Annotated in this window: 24 protein-coding genes; 14 read left to right on the top strand and 10 right to left on the bottom strand. The window is 44.3% G+C overall.

Annotated elements, in window-relative coordinates:
- Positions 1-38 precede the first annotated feature (38 nt).
- The 5 genes from flgD to AC3CID_RS04000 all read right to left on the bottom strand — a co-directional run bounded on the left by flgD (position 39) and on the right by AC3CID_RS04000 (position 3,604).
- Entirely contained in the window at positions 39-752 is a 714-nt protein-coding gene (flgD, locus tag AC3CID_RS04020) for a flagellar hook assembly protein FlgD (RefSeq protein WP_017085299.1), read from the bottom strand.
- Positions 753-769: 17 nt separating this feature from the next.
- Positions 770-1,183 (bottom strand): flagellar basal body rod protein FlgC, encoded by a 414-nt coding sequence (gene flgC, locus AC3CID_RS04015; protein WP_114633099.1) that lies wholly within the window; start codon positions 1,181-1,183, stop codon positions 770-772.
- Positions 1,184-1,187: 4 nt separating this feature from the next.
- Entirely contained in the window at positions 1,188-1,583 is a 396-nt protein-coding gene (gene flgB / locus AC3CID_RS04010) for a flagellar basal body rod protein FlgB (RefSeq protein WP_004736175.1), read from the bottom strand.
- Positions 1,584-1,838: 255 nt separating this feature from the next.
- The gene (locus tag AC3CID_RS04005; protein ID WP_004736174.1) at positions 1,839-2,666 is read right to left on the bottom strand and encodes a protein-glutamate O-methyltransferase; all 828 of its coding nucleotides are present in this window, start codon (positions 2,664-2,666) and stop codon (positions 1,839-1,841) included.
- Between the two features lie 11 nt (positions 2,667-2,677).
- A complete protein-coding gene (locus AC3CID_RS04000; RefSeq protein ID WP_004736173.1) occupies positions 2,678-3,604 on the bottom strand; it encodes a chemotaxis protein CheV in 927 nt (308 codons plus the stop codon).
- A 77-nt stretch (positions 3,605-3,681) separates the two neighbouring features.
- Between AC3CID_RS04000 and flgA the strand changes: the two genes are divergently transcribed.
- The 3 genes from flgA to AC3CID_RS03985 all read left to right on the top strand — a co-directional run bounded on the left by flgA (position 3,682) and on the right by AC3CID_RS03985 (position 5,417).
- Positions 3,682-4,428 carry a flagellar basal body P-ring formation chaperone FlgA gene (flgA, locus tag AC3CID_RS03995; RefSeq protein ID WP_146454450.1) on the top strand — a complete coding sequence of 249 codons (747 nt, stop codon included), beginning with the start codon at positions 3,682-3,684 and terminating at the stop codon, positions 4,426-4,428.
- Positions 4,429-4,607: 179 nt separating this feature from the next.
- Positions 4,608-4,925 carry a flagellar biosynthesis anti-sigma factor FlgM gene (gene flgM, locus AC3CID_RS03990; protein ID WP_032546011.1) on the top strand — a complete coding sequence of 106 codons (318 nt, stop codon included), beginning with the start codon at positions 4,608-4,610 and terminating at the stop codon, positions 4,923-4,925.
- Between the two features lie 66 nt (positions 4,926-4,991).
- On the top strand, positions 4,992-5,417 hold the full coding sequence (locus AC3CID_RS03985) for a flagella synthesis protein FlgN (protein ID WP_146454448.1): 426 nt from the start codon (positions 4,992-4,994) through the stop codon (positions 5,415-5,417).
- 257 nt (positions 5,418-5,674) lie between these two features.
- Here AC3CID_RS03985 and flgP read toward each other — a convergent pair whose 3' ends face one another.
- Both flgP and AC3CID_RS03975 read right to left on the bottom strand, forming a co-directional pair.
- A complete protein-coding gene (gene flgP, locus AC3CID_RS03980) occupies positions 5,675-6,106 on the bottom strand; it encodes a flagellar assembly lipoprotein FlgP (protein ID WP_146454446.1) in 432 nt (143 codons plus the stop codon).
- Between the two features lie 9 nt (positions 6,107-6,115).
- Positions 6,116-6,751 carry a FlgO family outer membrane protein gene (locus AC3CID_RS03975; protein WP_004736167.1) on the bottom strand — a complete coding sequence of 212 codons (636 nt, stop codon included), beginning with the start codon at positions 6,749-6,751 and terminating at the stop codon, positions 6,116-6,118.
- A gap of 192 nt (positions 6,752-6,943) precedes the next feature.
- Between AC3CID_RS03975 and AC3CID_RS03970 the strand changes: the two genes are divergently transcribed.
- Positions 6,944-8,077: a flagellar assembly protein FlgT gene (locus AC3CID_RS03970; RefSeq protein WP_017095995.1), complete on the top strand. Its 1,134-nt coding sequence runs from the start codon at positions 6,944-6,946 to the stop codon at positions 8,075-8,077.
- Positions 8,078-8,216: 139 nt separating this feature from the next.
- Complete coding sequence (locus AC3CID_RS03965) at positions 8,217-8,723, top strand: hypothetical protein (protein ID WP_017084506.1); 507 nt, start codon at positions 8,217-8,219, stop codon at positions 8,721-8,723.
- Positions 8,724-8,862: 139 nt separating this feature from the next.
- On the opposite strand, the gene AC3CID_RS03960 is transcribed toward AC3CID_RS03965, so the two are convergent.
- The 3 genes from AC3CID_RS03960 to AC3CID_RS03950 are packed head-to-tail and all read right to left on the bottom strand — an operon-like array spanning position 8,863 to position 11,622.
- Positions 8,863-10,104, bottom strand: coding sequence for an NAD(P)/FAD-dependent oxidoreductase (locus AC3CID_RS03960; protein WP_488526984.1), 1,242 nt, complete (start codon positions 10,102-10,104; stop codon positions 8,863-8,865).
- Between the two features lie 25 nt (positions 10,105-10,129).
- Positions 10,130-11,203: a methyltransferase gene (locus AC3CID_RS03955; protein WP_054548146.1), complete on the bottom strand. Its 1,074-nt coding sequence runs from the start codon at positions 11,201-11,203 to the stop codon at positions 10,130-10,132.
- A 29-nt stretch (positions 11,204-11,232) separates the two neighbouring features.
- Entirely contained in the window at positions 11,233-11,622 is a 390-nt protein-coding gene (locus AC3CID_RS03950; protein ID WP_019824137.1) for a hypothetical protein, read from the bottom strand.
- A gap of 72 nt (positions 11,623-11,694) precedes the next feature.
- Here AC3CID_RS03950 and AC3CID_RS03945 point away from each other — a divergent pair, with 72 nt between their 5' ends.
- The 9 genes from AC3CID_RS03945 (at position 11,695) to AC3CID_RS03905 (ending at position 19,688) form a co-directional block, all read left to right on the top strand.
- The gene (locus tag AC3CID_RS03945; protein ID WP_488526983.1) at positions 11,695-12,474 is read left to right on the top strand and encodes a beta-ketoacyl synthase chain length factor; all 780 of its coding nucleotides are present in this window, start codon (positions 11,695-11,697) and stop codon (positions 12,472-12,474) included.
- Positions 12,471-13,241, top strand: a complete 771-nt coding sequence (locus AC3CID_RS03940; protein WP_488526982.1) for a lysophospholipid acyltransferase family protein — start codon at positions 12,471-12,473, stop codon at positions 13,239-13,241. Before AC3CID_RS03945 ends, AC3CID_RS03940 begins: the two co-directional genes overlap by 4 nt.
- A 104-nt stretch (positions 13,242-13,345) precedes the next feature.
- Positions 13,346-13,606 carry a phosphopantetheine-binding protein gene (locus AC3CID_RS03935; protein ID WP_004736154.1) on the top strand — a complete coding sequence of 87 codons (261 nt, stop codon included), beginning with the start codon at positions 13,346-13,348 and terminating at the stop codon, positions 13,604-13,606.
- Positions 13,607-13,616: 10 nt separating this feature from the next.
- On the top strand, positions 13,617-13,874 hold the full coding sequence (locus AC3CID_RS03930) for an acyl carrier protein (RefSeq protein ID WP_488526981.1): 258 nt from the start codon (positions 13,617-13,619) through the stop codon (positions 13,872-13,874).
- A complete protein-coding gene (locus AC3CID_RS03925) occupies positions 13,874-14,431 on the top strand; it encodes a COG4648 family protein (protein WP_488526980.1) in 558 nt (185 codons plus the stop codon). The genes AC3CID_RS03930 and AC3CID_RS03925 overlap by 1 nt, the downstream gene beginning before the upstream one ends.
- A gap of 6 nt (positions 14,432-14,437) precedes the next feature.
- The gene (locus AC3CID_RS03920; RefSeq protein ID WP_488526979.1) at positions 14,438-15,895 is read left to right on the top strand and encodes an AMP-binding protein; all 1,458 of its coding nucleotides are present in this window, start codon (positions 14,438-14,440) and stop codon (positions 15,893-15,895) included.
- A gap of 89 nt (positions 15,896-15,984) precedes the next feature.
- The gene (locus AC3CID_RS03915) at positions 15,985-16,347 is read left to right on the top strand and encodes an ApeI family dehydratase (protein ID WP_102449225.1); all 363 of its coding nucleotides are present in this window, start codon (positions 15,985-15,987) and stop codon (positions 16,345-16,347) included.
- Positions 16,340-18,163, top strand: coding sequence for an LpxL/LpxP family acyltransferase (locus AC3CID_RS03910; RefSeq protein ID WP_372311318.1), 1,824 nt, complete (start codon positions 16,340-16,342; stop codon positions 18,161-18,163). Before AC3CID_RS03915 ends, AC3CID_RS03910 begins: the two co-directional genes overlap by 8 nt.
- A complete protein-coding gene (locus AC3CID_RS03905) occupies positions 18,141-19,688 on the top strand; it encodes an HAL/PAL/TAL family ammonia-lyase (RefSeq protein ID WP_488526978.1) in 1,548 nt (515 codons plus the stop codon). Before AC3CID_RS03910 ends, AC3CID_RS03905 begins: the two co-directional genes overlap by 23 nt.
- Positions 19,689-19,729: the final 41 nt, after the last annotated feature.

Genomic DNA, 19,729 nt, shown 5'->3' with positions numbered 1-19,729 from the left:
CTAATCTCTCTAGCTAGCATAATCACTCTTTTAAAGAGTTACGCTTTACCAACTTCTAGTACTTCAGCAAGTCGTACTGGCGATGTAAAACCAGCCAGATTGAGTAGTACGTTGCCATCACCCTTACCAAGAAGCACACTGTTCACGTTCGCATAACTGGAAACTTGGAACTCTGTGTTCTCGCCATCCAATAAACCCGACGCTTTCACGTTGTATTTACCAGCCGGTAATGGGTTACCGTCTTCGTCTTTTCCATCCCATTCAACACGTGTGTCGCCTGATGGTTTAGAGCCGATATCAAAAGTGCGAATCAATTGGCCAACTTCGTTCTCAACACGGACGATTACATTGTCCATTGCCTGAGGAAGCTTAACCATTGACGCCATACCGCCATCACCGGGTTTCACACCTGCCGCACCAGGAACCAATACATCGCGGCCAACCAAAGAGGATGCCTGTAATGCTTGGTTAGAAGTCATTGATGAATTCAAGCTTTCAAACTGTGTATTCATTTTGCCAATGCCATCTACGGTCGCAAATGAAGCCATTTGCGCAATCATCTGGTCATTGCTAACCGGCTTAAAAGGGTCTTGTTGGGCTAATTGCTTAGTCAACAAAGATAAGAAGTCTTCTTGTTTAAGATCCTGCTTACCTGTTGTTTCGTCGGGCTTTTTCGCGCCATCTTGAAGACTCTTCAGCTGGTCAACATAGGACAAGCCGCTTTGACCAACATTGTTGTTGATTCCAGCCATTTGCTACCTCCTTATCCTTATTGACCCATCTGCAGCGTACGCAGCAGCATTTGTTTACTCGAATCAGCAACCTGCACGTTTGTTTGGTACGCGCGTGATGCCGAAATCATGTTTGCCATTTCTTCCATAACGTTCACGTTAGGCTTGTAGATATAGCCTTCGTCATTCGCTAATGGGTGATCTGGGTTGTACTCCGCGCTCAACGGCTTATCGCTTTCCACAATACCTAATACTTTCACAGGCACAGTGTGACCACTGTTGCGTGCTTTATTTAACTCAGCGCCGAACACTGCGTGACGAGCCTTGTAAGTTTCTTCAGCAGAACTACTTACACTGTCCGCGTTCGCAAGGTTGCTCGAGGTCGTATTTAGACGAACAGATTCAGCACTCATCGCAGAACCAGTCACATTGAATACATTGAATAAACTCATCTAATTATTCCCCTTTAATCGCTTTAGTTAAATTCTTGAACTTACTTCCTAGGAAGTCGAGAGAGGCTTGATGCCTAATTTGGTTTTGCATGAAAAGGTTTCTTTCCAAATCCAAATCAACCGTGTTGCCATCTCCTGTATCAGGTTGGGTAGGAATTCGATACTTCGTTTCCCCGTTCACCGTTGTTGAGGCAGAAATGTGCCGACCATCTGTACGGCTAAGACCAATGCTTGCCCCAGAACTTGCCGCTTGCAGCGATTTCTTAAAGTCTAATCCTTTTGCTTTATACCCAGGCGTGTTTGCTTGCGCGATATTGGTGGAAAGCACCTCAGCGTTACGTTCACGTACACCAACTGTGTGCTGGTGAATGCCTAAAGCATTGTCAAAAGAAATAGCCATGTAAACCTCAACTCAAGAACTGACTGTTATGAGATAACCAAAGCAATATATATACCAACTTTTAAAACAAAGAGGGCTATCAATACTTTTACAGGTTACTCGTGGGTAAACTTGCAATATACAAGCCAAAAAATAGAGTAAATTGGAATGTCACTCTGACTTAAAGATATAGGTTAAGCCGGAAAAAGAAAACCCAGCACTTGGCTGGGTTTTGGAATTAGGCAGTAACGTTGCACCTAGTACTGGTGCCACTCATTACTTTAATTTGTAGATGATGCCTGGATTACAGCGAACCATTTCAAAACGATCCGTTAAGCCTGTTAACGATTCAGATGCACCCAATAATAGGTAACCACCAGGATTCAGGCTGTTTGCCATCTGGTTAAGTACCTTTGATTTCATATCAGGTGAGAAGTAAATCAGCACGTTACGACAAAAGATGATGTCGAACTTACCTAACAATGCATAGCTGTCCATCAGGTTCTGAGGGCGGAAATTCACCATGCGCTTAACGTTATCTTTCACTTTCATACGGCCATCGCCCGCATCTTCAAAGAAAGTACGACGACGCTCAGGAGAAAGTCCACGTCCCAATGCAAGGTTGTCGTACGCGCCAGTGCGGCACATATCCAACATACTTGCTGAGATGTCAGTTGCGGTAATCGATACATTTGGCAACATACCAGGCTTACGAGCTTGAGTCTCAAGAATCGTCATTGCCATTGAGTATGCTTCTTGGCCTGAAGAGCTTGCCGCAGACCAAATCTTAATAGGACGTTTATTTGCCGCTATTTCCGGTAGAAGTTTATCCGCAAGCACAGCAAACGGGTAAGTATCACGGAACCAAAGTGTCTCGTTCGTCGTCATGGCATCGACTGCAGCCACACGCAGCTCACGGTTTCGACCTGTTACTACATCTCTCAATAAATCAGACAACGAAGCTAACTTAAACTTCGTTACTAATGGGCTTAGACGGCTGCGTACTAAGTACTGTTTACTGTCACCTAATACAATGCCACATTGAGATTCTAAGAAACGGCTGAAATCGCGATACTCTTGATCACTTATTGTTATAGCAGTCATTAATGTCTCTTTTAGTTAGTTAACGCAGCTTTTACCGCTGCACCAAGCTCATCGGGGTTGAACTTCGCGATGAAGGAGTTAGCTCCTACACGCTCAACCATGGCTTGGTTAAATACACCACTCAATGATGAGTGTAAAATTACGTATAGATCTTTAAGTTCGGCGTGACGACGAATCTCAGCAGTTAGCGTATAGCCATCCATTTCTGGCATTTCGATATCTGAAATCACCAATGAAATCTGATCGTAAATACTGCCTTCTGATGACATCTCCACCAGCTTCTCATAGGCTTCTTTACCATCTTTCACCGAAATAACTTCAAAACCAATCGACTCAATCGCACGCTGAACCTGCTTACGAGCAACGGTTGAATCATCAGCAATCAAGATACGACGAACCAATTCTTTACCTTGTTCTACTTCTGCGATTTCTTCAGCAATTTTGCTGTCCATTGTTTCATCAACAGGTGAAATCTCCGCTAGAATTTTTTCTACATCAAGAATTTCTACCAGCTCATTATCAATGTTGGTGACTGCAGTCAGGTAGTGGGCTTTACCTGCACCATCTGGCGGCGGAAGAATCGACTCCCAGTGCATGTTAATAATGCGTTCTACTGAGCTGACCAAGAAACCTTGAATGGTTCGGTTAAACTCAGAAATAACCACAAAACACTTTTCAACATCCGTTGTAGGACGGCCACCAATCGCTAAGCTCAAATCGATTACAGAGATCGTTTGGCCACGAATGTGTGCTACACCTTTAACCAGTGGGTTCAAGTTTGGCATCTTTGTCAGTTTAGGGCACTGAAGTACTTCTTTTACTTTAAAAACATTAATGCCGTAACGCTGACGCCCCATTAGGCGAAAGGTTAGTAATTCTAATCGGTTTTGACCGACGAGTTGCGTACGCTGATTCACTGAATCAAGAATACCCGTCATGAGCTCATCTCCATATCAAACTTTTTTGGATAAAAAGTGTTAGTCTACTGCAGGCTACGAACCACTAGAGAAACGGAATGATATATCATAAAACAAATCTGCCGCTTTTTTCCATAGCAATGTGTAGAGCTACTTTTAAAACTGTCGCTAAGTTTATCGGCATTTTATCAATATTGTTTAGTTTTTTTGTACAAGCTGCGACTCCAGAGCAAATTGAAATGATTCAGTCTGCGGCGGAACAGCACATCCTAGAGACAGTTGAGCAGCCACAAGGCGGCGAACTCTTTGTTAACTCAGCAAATGTGGACTCTAGAATAAAAGCAACAGATTGCCCTATCCCTCTAGATACCAGCGCCTCAACCACCAGTAATACCCGCAGTAGCATTACGGTTTTAGTGCAATGTGTTCCTGATGGGTGGCGAGTTTACGTGCCGGTACGTATTTCAATGTCAGTACCACTAGTCACAACAACACGCTCACTAGCAAGAGGAGAAATCGTTGGTCAATACGATGTCACCACCGCTATGATTTCGCTTAACAAGTTTCGTCGCCAAGGTTTCACCGCACCCCAACAAGTGATCGGCGCCAAGGTAAAAAAGAACCTGAGGCCAGGTGACGTTGTCGAAAGAGGCGATATCTGTGTCGTATGCCGAAACGAGAAGGTTATCATACAGGCAGTAAAAGGTGGCATGACCATTACCACCAAAGGGACTGCGCTTACGGATGGCTCAATGGGTGATCAAGTAAGGGTGAAAAATGATAAATCACAGCGTATAATTGAAGGTATTGTTACCAGCATGTCTGAAGTCACGGTTTACTTTTAACTCTTTACTTCTAAATTGACGGTATCGTTAGTTATTTTGCTCTCAACTTTAACGCCAAAATATAACGGCTGTAGTATTTTGTCCCTTTTCGACTATTGAGCTAAAAATTGCTAAAGTATTCGAACCCTTGGTCGATATGGACTGTACAGGTTCCCATTTTTGAAAAAAAAGGCTTAACTATGGCAGGCATTGATAATATTCGTTCAGGGCAAACCCTAACGACCACTAACCGACCAGCAGTACGCTCTGATTCTAGCTCTGAGGCATCACGTTCTGATGTATCAACTAAATCACCAGCAAGCAAAGACGCGGTTTCACTAAGCCAACAAGGCAAAGCGATTGGTCAGCTCCATCAAGACATGGCTGCGCAACCAAGCTTTGACTCTGTAAAAGTTGCTGCGATCAAAGAAGCGATTGCGAACGGTTCATACACTGTCGATCCAGAGAAACTGGCTGACAACATGATCAAGTTCGAAGATGAATTAAAAGGCCTTTAAGAAAACACTAACTTTTCATTGAAGTTATTGTCTTAAAGTACACGAGGTTATGAATAGGTTTACGTTATGGCGGCACTAGCAGATTTAGTGAATTTTCAACTTCAAAATGCCAAAGCCTTATCTGAATTACTAAGTTCAGAGAAAATCGCTATTACGAGCCGACAATCAAACGATATTGAGCGAATCGCCAAAGAAAAAGTGGTCCTTGTTGAACAGCTAAGATCAACCGATCAACGAATTGCTACCCATACCAATATCTCAGAATTGACCGAGAACCCTGAACTTGCTCAGCTAGTCTCAACCATCAAGTCCATTGTGCACGACTGCCACCAAGCGAACCTAGTCAATGGCGAAGCCTTGAATCGAGCACACCTCAGTTTCAAAAAACTCAGTAATATGATGCAGCAAAGCCATGGTAAAATTGGTATGACTTACAATGCCGGTGGCCAAACGCATACGATTTCTACGCTGGGAACCAATGTAAAAGCCTAATTGGGCTGATCTTCTTCGCACAACACCCTTCTTGCTTGTATCTGTATCTGTATCTCAGCCTACCCTTCTCGCTACACCGTCAAAGTCTCTCTAAACCTGTAAATGCCCCTAATAAACGATAAACACAAAAAAGCGGCAAGTATTTTCATACTTGCCGCTTTTACATTCACTGTCGTTATTTATTGCCGCCCTGCCATCTGGAAAGCGAGAGCAACTTATACAACTCGTCGGTCATATGACTTAAATGGTCATAAAGACTAGAACAGCGTTTGTTGTCTCTTCTCTGGCACAGCTTGAACTTCACCGTAATCGCGCAACTGCTCCATCTTACGAATATCGAGCTGAAGTTCGGTCACGTAACTATCGCCAACAGGGTAACTGCGCACCACTTCTGCGCCACGGATCACGCCATCGACAGCACCTGTCGTTCGCTCAGTACCTAATCGCTGATCTGACAGTTCAGCTCGGCCACTCACTCGCATACCATACACTTGCTCGGCAAGCTCACGGTAGGCATCAATTTTAGATGCTCTCATGGCACGGATACGTTTCTCTTCGTCATTACGGCCTGATTGCTCACTGATACTTGCGTAACCAACGGCAACTAAGAAGTCGTCTGGCCTCATACTTTGCAATGGCTGGCAGCCAACAAGCAGTAAGGCAACAACAACAAATATTAACTTCTTCATTTCGAACTCCTAAGGGCGAAGAATAACGGTATAAGGCTGAGTCATCGTTGGATCAGAACGAATAATGACACCATCTTGAGTTCGAATGCTATTCAGAGTATCTAGATCTCGACCAATACGATCCGCTGGCAAAAAGCCTTGCGCGGAAGCAACCACAATGCGCGTTTGCATGCCAACAACACGAGCATTTACTAACACACCGCCTTCTTGTCGAAGCATAGTGCCTGTTAGTACGTACTGTACATCTTGCTCTTGAGCTAAGTCTTTCCAATCGCGGCTTAACGCAAAGTCACCTTGGTGAGTCACTTGAATAGAACCTGTTGTTTTGAAATCAACCACCTTAAAGCCACGACGCTGAAACTGATGAATGAAACCTTCTGATACCGAGTTTCCTAACCAGTTCGTTGTGTCCATGTGTTGCAGGTCAACAAACGAAGTAATCGCTATCGGAGTTCTTGCTGAGATACTCGTATTCGAAATGATCAGATCTTCGGTCATACTTTCCACGAAAAAGTCCATGGTATGACGAGGGCTATCCATCAACATAAACTGACTACCTGAATACTCAGACTTGCCGTTATAGATTGGCGAATAAGCACATGAGGTCAATAACATGACACTCATTACTACGAGCCATTTTTTCATTATCTTATCTCCAGATAGTTTTAGTGCTCCCTGTTCCAATATGTTCTCACCATTATTCTTTTCAATGGATTACAATGTTGGAACAGTCTTTGCTTTTCATTAATGGTTCGGATTAAGAAAAACGCACTTAAGTCAGCTTCAAGCTTATAGTTATTTGTTAAGCAATATTTATACCCAACTGGTAACGAATAGATGAAAAAAATAATTTCTTACTTATTTTCAATAAGTTCACTGATAACCATAAGCTTCAGTGCTCATGCCTCATGGTATGAAGTTACCGGTACCGCAGCCATCGTATCGTCAGAGGAAACGGCAAGGGTCCATGCTCTGGAAGACGCGGTATATAAAGCAATCCAGTTCTCAGGTGCTGATATTGGTAGTATCTCCAACCTCACGCCCTATCTCGACGCAAACAAGAAAGAGTTTCAATTTACCAATCATGAAGTGCGCTACATCTTGGTAGAAAAAGAGAAAAAACGCAGTGGCAATATAATGGTCACTGCAAGGATCGACATCTATCCTTCGGCAAATGCTTGCCATGAGAGCCAATATAAGAAGACATTTTTGGTCGGCAACATTGATGTGACTTCCCCACAACAAGCTGTAATGGGCAGAATCTATAATATTGGTGATGATTTTAGCCATGTCGTTGACCGACAACTGGCCCAAGAATCTCGAAGCTTTGTGTCTGTTGGCACAACCAATTACGATATCGACAAACGTCGACCGGAAGTGATCAAAATGATCGCACAAGACACAGGAGCACAGTACATTATCGGCGGTGATATCACCGATTTAACTGCTACCATTGAATCCAAGCTTCTAAAAGACGACATTATAAACCGCCAGTTTGCCTTAGAAATGCAAGTCTTCGATGGCAAAACAGGTCATCAGGTTTATAACCGTAGCTACCGTGAAGTGGCAAAATGGCCTTTTGCTAAGACCAGTGAGGTTGATACGCGCAGTGCTCGTTTTTGGGCATCAACCTACGGCAGTATGATGCTTCGCGTCAGCCGCAATATTATGTTGGACTTGGAATCAGAAGTATCATGTAAAATCACGCTTCCAGAGGTGGCAGCAGTATTTGGCAACACTGTGACCATTGATTTAGGTCGAATGCATGGCGTTCAACAAGGTGACAAACTGCAACTGTGGCACACCGGTTCGTTTATCGACCAACGAGGCTTGCCACGTAATAAGGTCTCTCAAAGCGATATCACACTGACGGTTTCTCGCGTGTATGAAAATGAAGCCGAGCTCACGATTGATCAACCTAGCCTTGCTGGAAGCATTCAAATTGGTGATGTAATGCAGAAAATCATGTAGTTAGCGACAAGCTCACTTCATAGTTTCTAATAAAGCCTTAGCACTTTTGTTAAGGCTTTATTTTTTTCATGATGATTAGTTTCGGTTTTAACGTATTTGTCGTAACCTTATTAATAACATAATCATCATTTAGCAAACTATGAGCCAGAATAATCTAATTGGTGCGACTGGTTATCGATTTATATCGAAAGGCCAAACCGCTTTTAAAATCCACATCCATACTCCCGAAGATACAGTGTTACATCGTTCTGTCGGTTTTGTTCGTATGGGTGAAGACAAAGCACTAAAGAAAACCATCAAGTTAAGAGATGAGCTTGGCAGAAAGCTCTGGGGAAAGTTTTGGCCAAAAGTCCTTAGAGAGCCCTATCTGATGACACGTTTACCACACAGTTTAGAACCTAAAATAGTATTCAAACCAAACCCTACTCAGACAGATCCTGAACATCGCGATGAATGCTACATCGCTAAGTGGCGCGTATTCTCTGAAAGTGGTGAATACAAATACAGAACCAAAGTATGCTCTATACGCAAACACGGTCGACTCGCGGCCTACAGCCAAACCAAACGAGCGTTGCTTGAAGCTCACAAAGATGTGATTGAACTGCTTATCTTTATGGGACGACTCAACAGCATCGACCTGAAGTAGTATCAACTTCAGTAAAGCGAGTAAGCTAAGAATCAGCTTCCCATATTAAGCAGATACAGAAACAGCCGCATTGCGGCTGTTTTTATTTATAGCTATACATCATGGTGCTTTAGTATGTTGCTACACCTTAATCGACCACCTAGCTTCGGCATATCTCCGACAGTGTCGTCAATCGACGCTTCGACTCTTTCACATAAGGATTGGTTTGATCCCATGCGTAGCCAGCCAAAATTGAGCACACCATTTGCTTAATCTTCGGGTTGGGGTCTTGATAGAAAATCACATCCTGCAAGGTACCTGAGTACCATCCCTCGACATAGGTTCGAAAGGTGTTTACTCCGGTCATCAATGGATCTGCATAATCACGATCCCAATCAACGCTTTCACCATTGAGCTGTTTTTCTACGCACTCAACGGCAAACTGAGCCGACTTCATCGCAATCGTCACGCCTGATGAAAAAACAGGGTCAAGAAACTCACCGGCATTACCCAGCAGCGCATACTTGTCTGTTGCTAGGTGCTTTACGTTGGCAGAATAACCACCGATTTCGCCCGCAGGGTTCGGATACTCTGCATTTGCCAAAATATCAGCCAAACCCTGCTCTTCCGTTACCAGTTGCTTAATCGCGGCAATCTTGTCTTGTGGGTATGATTCAAAGAACTTAGGCTCCCCGACTACACCAAACGAAGACACACCGTTACTAAACGGGATCAACCAATACCAAACATCAGGGTTGGTTGGGTGCACCGAGATCAGGATTTTGTTGCGGTCATATTCAAGGTCTGTCTCCGTCGCTGAAATATGATCGTTAATGTGCGTAAAAATAGCTTTGCGTGGAGGAAGCGATGATGGCTCTTCTAAATCGAGCATCTTCGGTAACACGCGACCAAAGCCACTGCCATCCAGCACGTATTGAGCTTCTAGCTGATAGCGTTCTCCATCAAGCACTTGTACGTCTAAAATGGTGCTATCTTCAGTGAAGTTAATACCCATCAACTCATGTTGATAATCAATAGTAACGCCTTGTGCTTCGGCTGTGTCTGCTAACACCTTATCAAAGGCCCCTCGCTGAACCTGAAACGTGGTTCCCGGCCCAGCAGAGAACTTATCTTCAAAATTGAACGCGGTGTACACGCCATTTTTACGAAAAGCGGCACCATCTTTAAATTGGAAGTTAGCGTCAGCCACCGCTTCGCTCATGCCAGCTTGTTCAATCACTTCCATGCAAGCCGGTAACAAACTTTCACCAATAGAAAAGCGCGGGAAAAGGCTCTTTTCAATCACTCGTACATCGATGCCTTTTTTGTGAAGCAAAGACGCGGCAATAGACCCTGATGGCCCAGCTCCGATGATCACTACTTGAGTTGACAGTTTTTTCATTAATTTAAGCCATGTTTATTATTTTTTATTGCGCGCCAGCTTTCAATTCAAGAAGCGTATGACCAAGGCCGATATCGTCGGTACGGGTCACCACTTCAAAGCCAGCTTCTTCAACGATCTCTAGGAAATCTTCACTGCGGTAAAAACGGCTGTTGCCATTGGCCAAGCAAGTGAAGTAAAGAGAGGTCGCGTTTAAGCTATAAGAAGCCGCATCGTATTTCTGTGCATCCCAAAACAGTTCAAGGATATAGACCGTCGCCTCTTCTGACATATGAGAGCGAACACGCTTTAATATGCTCAGAATCTCCATTGGCGAGAAGCAATCAAGGAACTGGCTCATCCACCACACATCGGCACCCGTTGGCAGGGCTTGCTGTTTGTCGAGCATGTTGGCTGGGAATGGAGTCACTCGGTCTCGATGGCCATGTTGTGTCGCGTTTGCCATTGCCATTTCTAGTTGCTGTGGCAAATCAACAATCGTGACCTCAACGTCAGCATCATGGTTGCAGCACTGCATCGCCCACTTACCGGTGTTACCGCCAATATCCACCAGCGATTTAGGTTTCTTACTGAAGACTTTCTCAAGCAAAATAGGGAAAGAACGATCTGAATAGAAGTGATCAAACTTGAACCAGCTCTCTTTTGCTTTTTCTGGCAATTGAGACAAGCCTTGGTAAATAGTTTCCCAGCCACCCAGCTCTTTCAAACCCGCAGGTGTACCTTCTTCAATTGCTTCAGTTAGATGCATCATCGCGGCGTAACAAACATCGGCTGTGAAATCCATGTTTGCGTTGGTCATACCATCGTGCAGAAGGTAAAAACCAAGGTTGGCCATTTTATAGTTAGGTTTGTCCCAAGTAACAATATGAGCACTTAACGCCATATCAAGCAGAACTTTTACGCCGTACTCAGATACGCCCGTTATTTCCGAAAGAGTCTCTGCAGGTAAACCATCATTACCCGCGTCATCTAACGCTTTCAAGATACCTAAATCACGAAGTGTACGAGCAGTGTGAAAAACAATTGGAGCGAAAGACAACTTTTGCGCTTCTGTTTTTGCTTCTAATGCATTGAATGGATCTAATTTATATTCCGACACGAAAAACCTAACTTTAAAATAATAGAGGGTTACTCAGCTGCCATTTGTGCAAGCTTACGTTTAATATCAACGTTTAAGTTATTAACCCAACGGTTGTAATTACGATGTATTTCACCATCGTCATACTTCAAATTCTCTGATTCAACGTAAAGAATAGAGTAAAACTTGTCACTATAAGGAATTTCAACCACCGCATGGTGTGAACGAACATACAGTTCCGCACGGATCAAGCCAGGTTTTATTTCTGAAACCAACCAGCCTCGATTCTCAGCCGACTCATAAATAGCTGATTTCACCTGTTTGCTTTGAAGATTAAGTGCAACTGGAGTATCCTCAACATTCATTACAGGTTGGACACGTCCACACCCTGCAAGAACGAATATGAATAACATTGAAACGGCTATTTTTAGTAATTTCATTTAAATTCCTTATCTGTGTTTATTTATAAGCACGCGTAGTATTTAGTTAGACCCAAAGCAAATCAATACTCTATGTCAAATCAATCCCAATTAATGTCGTTTAATATTGAGAAATGGTCTGCAAATTCTGCGGGGCTCAATTCTGATGCCGAATGGCAAACATGGAGCAAGAATTTAGATTGGCCACAAGATGGCTCAACTGAATTTAAAGCTATCCCGCCGATGATGCGCCGCCGCATGAGCCTGCAAAGTAAGCTTGCCGTCCAAACCGCGTTAACGCTATTAAAAGACACCTCGATTGACTATCTGGTTTTTGCCAGCCGACATGGTGAGTTACACCGAACCGCCACATTGATTCAGTCGATACTCGAAGGTGACGATGCCTCTCCAATGGCGTTCTCGCAGTCGGTACATAATACCGCAGCGGGCCTAACCACCATTGCCGCGAAAGCACCGATTCCACTGACCTCAATCGCTGCGGGGCAAGACACCTTTCATAACGCCCTGATTGAAGCTTACCTTTATCTTCACCAATACCCATCGCATAGTGTACTCGTCATTGATTTCGACCAACCTTTGCCTGAGCTTTACCAAGAATACGAAACACAACACTATGCCGACTATGCTCTGGGTTTAGTGATCACAGCAGGCAATGAATACTCAATTTCGAGAACAGCCACTAGCAGCTCAATAGCTAGTAGCCCCATAGCTAGCGACAGGTCAACGGCTGATTTACCACAAGGCCTGCAAACATTGCAGAACATTCTTCAGAATACACAACGTTGGACAATTGTAGGTAAACACCAAACTTGGTCGTGGATAAATAACGCCAAGACAGGAACACAGCAATGAGCAAGTTAGCGCAATATTGGCGAGTGTTTGCGACAGGATTCTGCTTTACCACCTTTGGGCTGGGAGGCTTAGTACTAAGCTTCTTAATCTTACCTTCTATTGCAATAACGACACCCAATACCAATGAAAGAGAGCTCAAAGTTCAGCGACTGATTCGTTTCTCATTCAATGCTTTTTGCCAAATCATGAAATTCACAGGCGCAATTGATTACAGAATTGATGGCGCCGAACTGCTACGCGAAGATCGCAACTGCATCATCGTTGCCAACCATCCGAGCTTAATCGACTATGTGCTGATCGCCTCTCAACTTCCTCAATGTGATTGCCTCGTCAAAGCGGCCATTTGGGAAAACCCGTTTATGAAGAGGATTGTTAAAGCGGCGGGTTACATACCCAATCAAGCACCTGACGATCTTTTAGAACGTTGTGAAGCACGCTTTTCACGTGGCAATGTCCTGCTGGTTTTTCCAGAAGGCACTCGCACAACGCCGGGAATTGAACCATCCTTACAACGTGGTGCGGCACAAATTGCGACTCGAACACAAACCGATTTACGCGTGATTCATATTACGGTTTCTCCGACATTCTTAACGAAAGAGAAAAAATGGTATCAAGTTCCTGCTACGAAACCCTTTTTTCATATCGCGGTGAAAGGTAAAATAGAAGTCGCACCATTTATTGAGAATGCAAATAACTTAACTTCGGCAGCAAGACGCCTTAATCATCATCTTGCATATACTATTTTCCCTTCCGAAGAAAACATTTAGCTCATCAATAAACAACCGGCGATATCGGCATTTCGAAAATACATCGCATAATGTAGAATCGCCCCCTTAAAGCAGCATTCAGATAAAGCATTAAGTAGGCCAAAGTGGAAACATTACACAACGAACTGAAACAACTGATCATCGACGCATTGAACCTTGAAGACATGAGCATTGATGAGATTGAAACAGAAGCTCCACTATTTGGTGATGGACTTGGACTAGATTCTATCGATGCACTTGAGCTTGGTCTTGCTATCAAGAAAAAGTACAACATTGTTATCGATGCCGACGATTCAAACACTCGACAGCACTTTGCGTCAGTTGAAAATCTAGCGAACTACATCTCTTCTCAAACAAACAACTAGACAGATCTTTATGACACAAGCGAACCAACAACAAGTATACAATCAGGTTAAAGATGCGCTTATTGAGCTGTTTGAGCTTGATGCTGAAGATATCACGCCTGAAGCACACCTTTATCTCGATCTAGACCTAGACAGCATTGATGCGGTTGATTTGGTCGTTCATTTACAGAACGTAACGGGTAAGAAGATCAAACCTGAAGAGTTCAAAGCAGTACGCACCGTTAATGACGTTGTGGAGTCTGTGGTTGAACTATTGAAGGACGCCTAATGCGTCCTCTGCTGACTTTATTGTCGGCAATCATACTTTTCACTTATCCAATAGCGGTTTACTTTGGACTCAACAAGTTTGGCCTACAAACCGTTGGTATCGTCTTAGCCGCTATCTTTGCTGTCCGTATTTTCACCGGCGGTCAGGCTAAGATCAAAGAGCTAAAACACCTAGCTTGGATCAGTGGAAGTGCCGGAATTGTTCTACTGGCATTAGGGTTAGCCTTCAAACAGCATGGCTGGTTAACCTATTATCCCGTCATCGTTAACGTTTGTATGTTGGCTGTATTCGCTTCAAGCCTATGGCAACCGCAAACCATTATCGAACGTCTTGCTCGACTCCAAGAGCCTGAACTTCCGCAAAGTGGCGTTGATTACACACGAAAAGTCACCAAGGTTTGGTGCCTGTTCTTTGTTATCAATGGCTCTATCGCCCTTTACACCTGCTTCCAACCTCTTGAAATATGGACCCTATACAATGGCTTACTCAGCTATTTGTTCGCCGGGTTACTCTTTGCAGGAGAGTGGTTGGTAAGACAGCGCATTCGTCAGAGTTAAATTGTTATGACCCAAACCGTATCTTACATCTCATTGTCTGAACTCCTCAGTCAAAACCGAGCCCCTGAATCTATTGTCTGCTTTGACGACAATAGTGAGATTACTTGGCAAACATTTAACGACGACTTATCTCAACTCGTAAACCTTTTATCTTCATCCCCTTTTCAACGAGTTGCGATTTGTACCCAAGACAGCTGCCTATTTTCGGTGGCCTTTTTGGCATGTGCTGTCAGCAAAAAACACATCATCTTACCGGGTAACTATCAACCTTGTGCACTTGCCGAATTGAGTGAACATTTTGATTGCCTGTTAGTTGATGACTCGATTGGTGAAGTTGAGGTTAGTGAAGTTTGCAACATTCAAACGATCTTGAATTCCAAACGCTCAAACACCGAAACACCAACACTTTTAGTGAATGACCTAGCCGCGATTGAACTAGCTGTTATTGACCCAGTATCTATTGATTTAGCTTCTATCGACTTAGATTCTATAGACTTAGCTGCTATCCACTTGACCCTGTTTACTTCAGGTTCAAGTGGTACACCCAAAGCTATAGACAAAACCTTAGAGCACCTAGATATTGAAATCGCTCAGCTAGATAAAAACTGGGGCGATTTACTTAAGGGCAACCGAGTCCACAGTACAGTCTCACACCAACATATCTATGGTCTATTGTTCCGAATTTTATGGCCACTTTGTTCTGGTGTTCCATTTGCTCGACACAATCTTGAGTACCCAGAACAAATCCTATCTCACGCTAACAAACAGAGCGTGCTGATCAGCAGCCCTGCGCTACTCAAACGATTAAAACACGAAACAAAATCTGCACAGCTAGCTGGTGTGTTCTCTTCTGGTGGTCCTTTACCAACCGAATCGGCTCACCAAGCTCTTAACTTGTTAGGACATTTGCCCATCGAAGTTTTTGGTAGCACCGAAACCGGCGGTATCGCATTTCGTCAGCAAGAGAGCGCTCAAACACCTTGGCAGCTTTTTGACTGTATTGAGGCTAGTCTCAACAGTGAGAATTGCATTAAGTTATTGTCGCCGTACATCGACAAAAACAACTGGTATCAAACCGCTGATGAGTGTGAAATGGTCTCGAGCAATCAATTCATATTGAAAGGCCGAACCGATCGAGTGATCAAGATAGAAGAAAAACGAGTATCACTGGTTGAAGTCGAAAAACGACTAGAGCAACTCCCTTGGGTCAGTGAATGCGTGGTGATTCCATTTGAAGAACCTGAGCGCTTAATCTTAGCGTCGGTTTTGGTATTATCAGATCAAGGCCAAGTGAAACTCGCAACCATGAGTAAAGGTAAATTCTGGTTGATGCTGCGTTCAGAATTGAGAAAGTGGTTAGAACCGATCGCTATCCCAAGAAAATATCGTGTTGTTGACGAGATTCCCCTCAACAGCCAAGGTAAGCGGTTAACCTCTCACATAGAGCAGCTCGTAAAATCATAGAAATCGCTTATCGTGTTTTACACTGAGACTGTCTTTTTATATTTTTGTCACAACACCCATTTTCAGCCCAAGGATTCTAAGCACGCGCTATGGATAAGAGAAAACCAAACGTCATTGCTGTTGACTCTGTAGAGAAAGAATCGACTTTGACACTCCATGTTACTGGGGACATCACCGATTTTAAGGGGCACTTCAAGAGCTTCCCTATTCTTCCGGGTGTTACACAGATTGATTGGGCACTTCACTATGCAGTTCAAGAGCTGAGTGTCCCTGGTTACTTTAAAGGCATGGAAGTCATCAAATTCCAACAGCCGATCCTGCCTGATTCGACCATTCAGCTGTCACTCAAGTGGGATGCTGACAAAGATAAATTGAGCTTTAGTTACACGTCGAACAATGGCGAACAGACTCACTCTTCAGGCAAAATGAAGCTGGGAGAGAAAAGTGAATAGCGCTGAGGCTGTTTCTCAACACGCACTTGAAGAAAGCAACTACAAGGCTTGCTTCCTAATTCCGTGCTTTAACCACGGCGCAACCATGCCCTCGGTGGTCTCATCACTTCTTAATTTCGAACTTCCGATCATTATTGTTGATGATGGCAGTGAACTCGAGACCAAACAGTTTCTGACTCCACTTGCCGATAGCCCAAGCGTGACTTTGGTAACACTTGATCAGAACCAAGGCAAAGGCGGCGCAGTAAAAGAGGGCATCAAGCGAGCGCAAGAGCTCGGCTTTAGTCATGCCATTCAGATTGATGCTGACGGTCAGCACGACCTTGAAGCACTACCCGCATTAATCCAAGCTTCGCAAGGCAAACCTCAGCGCTTGATATCAGGTCAGCCTATATATGACGAGAGCGTACCTAAGGCAAGGCTCTACGGACGCTACGCGACACATATCTGGGTATGGATAGAAACCCTATCTCTATCTATTAAAGACAGTATGTGTGGCTTTAGAGCGTACCCGATCAATCAAACACAAGCGGTACTGAGCAAATACGATGTTGGGTCGAGAATGGACTTCGATATCGAGATTTTGGTTCGCTTGTATTGGGAAGGCTGCGATATCGACTTCGTTGAAACGCGTGTTATCTACCCAGAGAATGGTATCTCTCATTTCGATGCACTGTGGGACAACGTAAAAATCAGTTGGATGCACACGCGACTGTTCTTCGGCATGCTGCCAAGAGCACCAAAACTGATCGCGCGTCATTTCAAGTCGGATTCAGCGAAGAAGTTATCGGCTGAAAATAGCCAAGATTCCTCGGCAGATTCAAGACAGGTAAATTCCGAACAGATAGGTTCAGAACAACCCCATTGGTCACGTACTCAAGAACGCGGCACTGTGCTGGGAATCAAACTGTTATTGGCCGTTTATACCTTGTTAGGCCGAGGCGTATTTAATCTGATTTTACGCGGTGTGATGCGTTACTACCATCTAACGGGCAAACGTGCACGAAACGCCTCAGAACAGTACCTATTTCAGCTTAAGGCATACGCTGAACAACAGAATATTGAGTTACCAGCGGAATTAACCAGTTATAACCATCTGCTCTCGTTTGGCCATACCATGCTAGACAAGTTGGCTGCATGGAAAGGGGATTTTTCGGTCGATAACCTGAGCATTCATGGTCAAGAACAATTTGAGAGCATGGTGGCAAACCAACAAGGTGTGCTGATTCTGGGTTCTCATCTTGGCAATATCGAATTGTGCCGCGCTTTAGGTCGCAGACACTCAAACATCAAAATCAATGCACTGGTTTTCACCGAGCACGCCGAGCGTTTCAATTCGGTGATGAAAGCGGTCAACCCGCAGTCTGATTTAAACCTGATTCAGGTAACGTCAATGGGACCTGATACCGCTATCTTGTTGCAACAGAAACTAGAGCAAGGCGAGTGGATTGTGATTGTTGGCGATAGAACTTCCACCAGCAAAGAGAGCCGTTCAGTATGGGCAGAGTTCTTGGGTAAGGAAGCGCCCTTCCCTCAAGGACCATTTATGTTAGCCTCTGTTCTCAAAGCGCCAGTATTTCTATTATTTGGGCTACGTGATGACTCACAATCTAAGCCACATTTTAATGTCTATTTCGAGCATTTTAGCGACAAGATAGAACTACCCAGAAAAACTCGCGAACAATCTTTACAGCAAGTCGTGCAAAAATACGCAGACCGACTTGAGCACTACACACTGAAAGCACCGCTTCAGTGGTACAACTTTTTTAATTTTTGGACATTGAGCAAGCACCATGACGAAAAAGAATCCAAATAGCATCACCTTTGGTGCCGAACGCCTCACGATTGAGGATGTTGTCGCTATCTCACAAGGCGCAAAAGCCTCGATGAACTCAAGTGAAGCCTTCACATCTAAGATCGACCGTGGTGTCGCTTTCTTAGAGCGCCTATTGAAAGAAGAAGGCGTGATCTATGGTGTGACAACGGGCTACGGTGACTCATGTACCGTTGCGATTCCGCCAAACCTAGTTGATGAGCTACCACTGCATTTAACACGCTTTCATGGCTGTGGTTTAGGCGAAATATTGTCTCACGAACAATCTCGTGCGGTATTAGCAACGCGCCTTTGTTCTTTATCGCAAGGTGTCTCTGGTGTGACTCATGATTTGCTCAACCAGATCGTTACTCTGATCAACCAAGATATCTCACCGCGTATTCCTCAAGAAGGTTCGGTGGGTGCCAGTGGTGATTTAACGCCGCTGTCTTACTTAGCGGCCGCACTGATTGGTGAGCGCGATGTTATCTACAAAGGCGAAGTTCGCCCTACTAGTGACGTCTACAAAGAACTAGGCATTAACCCTATCAAGCTTAAGCCCAAAGAAGGCCTAGCGTTGATGAATGGCACGTCAGTGATGACAGCCTTAGCCTGTATCGCCTACAAACGCGCTGAATACCTAACTCAACTGTCGACTAAGATCACGGCAATGGTGTCTGTGGGTATGCAAGGTAATGACTTCCACTTCGATGAAGCGCTGTTTGCAGTGAAGCCTCACCCTGGTCAACAACAAATTGCAGCGTGGTTACGCGACGACCTTCAAGCAGAACGCCCACCTCGCAACAGTGACCGACTGCAAGATCGTTACTCATTGCGTTGTGCTCCACATGTTATCGGTGTCGTTCAAGACTCTCTGCCTTGGCTTCGCCAAATGATTGAGAATGAGCTAAATAGCGCCAACGATAACCCAATTATCGATGGTGATAATGAACGCGTACTGCATGGTGGACACTTCTACGGCGGCCATATTGCCATGGCGATGGATACGTTAAAAACAGCAGTAGCCAACCTTGCGGATCTGCTTGATCGCCAAATGGCACAGTTGATGGATTACAAGTTCAACAACGGACTGCCATTTAACCTAACAGGCGCAGAAGGCGAACGTAAGCCAATCAACCACGGCTTCAAGGCAGTACAGATCGGTGTTTCAGCTTGGACGGCAGAAGCACTGAAACACACCATGCCAGCGAGCGTGTTCTCTCGTTCTACTGAATGTCACAACCAAGATAAAGTCAGCATGGGTACCATTGCTGCTCGTGATTGTTTACGCGTTCTAGAGCTAACGGAACAAGTGGCAGCAGCATCACTTCTGGCGGGTACACAAGCACTTGAACTTCGTAAACGTCACAATGAGCTTGATGAGCACCACATGAGTGAAAACCTAAAGCACATTCGCGACGAAGTACTCAAAGAGTTTGAGTTTATTGTTGAAGATCGACCGCTTGAAGGCGATCTACGCCACTTCATTGCTCGTATTCAAAGTCAGCACTGGTCACTTTACTCATAGAGTAGCTAACCTCATAAAGTAGCCAACCCTTTACGCAATAT

It is taken from the genome of Vibrio sp. QJM3NY_21, from assembly GCF_057785975.1.
The sequence above is the reverse complement of the archived record's forward strand: the minus strand, read 5'-3'. Positions and strand labels throughout refer to the sequence as shown.

Coding starts and splice junctions, on each gene's coding strand:
- flgD (WP_017085299.1), bottom strand. CDS start 752: ATGGCTGGAATCAACAACAATGTTGGTCAAAGCGGCTTGTCCTATGTT.
- flgC (WP_114633099.1), bottom strand. CDS start 1,183: ATGAGTTTATTCAATGTATTCAATGTGACTGGTTCTGCGATGAGTGCT.
- flgB (WP_004736175.1), bottom strand. CDS start 1,583: ATGGCTATTTCTTTTGACAATGCTTTAGGCATTCACCAGCACACAGTT.
- AC3CID_RS04005 (WP_004736174.1), bottom strand. CDS start 2,666: ATGACTGCTATAACAATAAGTGATCAAGAGTATCGCGATTTCAGCCGT.
- AC3CID_RS04000 (WP_004736173.1), bottom strand. CDS start 3,604: ATGACGGGTATTCTTGATTCAGTGAATCAGCGTACGCAACTCGTCGGT.
- flgA (WP_146454450.1), top strand. CDS start 3,682: ATGATATATCATAAAACAAATCTGCCGCTTTTTTCCATAGCAATGTGT.
- flgM (WP_032546011.1), top strand. CDS start 4,608: ATGGCAGGCATTGATAATATTCGTTCAGGGCAAACCCTAACGACCACT.
- AC3CID_RS03985 (WP_146454448.1), top strand. CDS start 4,992: ATGGCGGCACTAGCAGATTTAGTGAATTTTCAACTTCAAAATGCCAAA.
- flgP (WP_146454446.1), bottom strand. CDS start 6,106: ATGAAGAAGTTAATATTTGTTGTTGTTGCCTTACTGCTTGTTGGCTGC.
- AC3CID_RS03975 (WP_004736167.1), bottom strand. CDS start 6,751: ATGAAAAAATGGCTCGTAGTAATGAGTGTCATGTTATTGACCTCATGT.
- AC3CID_RS03970 (WP_017095995.1), top strand. CDS start 6,944: ATGAAAAAAATAATTTCTTACTTATTTTCAATAAGTTCACTGATAACC.
- AC3CID_RS03965 (WP_017084506.1), top strand. CDS start 8,217: ATGAGCCAGAATAATCTAATTGGTGCGACTGGTTATCGATTTATATCG.
- AC3CID_RS03960 (WP_488526984.1), bottom strand. CDS start 10,104: ATGAAAAAACTGTCAACTCAAGTAGTGATCATCGGAGCTGGGCCATCA.
- AC3CID_RS03950 (WP_019824137.1), bottom strand. CDS start 11,622: ATGAAATTACTAAAAATAGCCGTTTCAATGTTATTCATATTCGTTCTT.
- AC3CID_RS03945 (WP_488526983.1), top strand. CDS start 11,695: ATGTCAAATCAATCCCAATTAATGTCGTTTAATATTGAGAAATGGTCT.
- AC3CID_RS03940 (WP_488526982.1), top strand. CDS start 12,471: ATGAGCAAGTTAGCGCAATATTGGCGAGTGTTTGCGACAGGATTCTGC.
- AC3CID_RS03930 (WP_488526981.1), top strand. CDS start 13,617: ATGACACAAGCGAACCAACAACAAGTATACAATCAGGTTAAAGATGCG.
- AC3CID_RS03925 (WP_488526980.1), top strand. CDS start 13,874: ATGCGTCCTCTGCTGACTTTATTGTCGGCAATCATACTTTTCACTTAT.
- AC3CID_RS03920 (WP_488526979.1), top strand. CDS start 14,438: ATGACCCAAACCGTATCTTACATCTCATTGTCTGAACTCCTCAGTCAA.
- AC3CID_RS03915 (WP_102449225.1), top strand. CDS start 15,985: ATGGATAAGAGAAAACCAAACGTCATTGCTGTTGACTCTGTAGAGAAA.
- AC3CID_RS03905 (WP_488526978.1), top strand. CDS start 18,141: ATGACGAAAAAGAATCCAAATAGCATCACCTTTGGTGCCGAACGCCTC.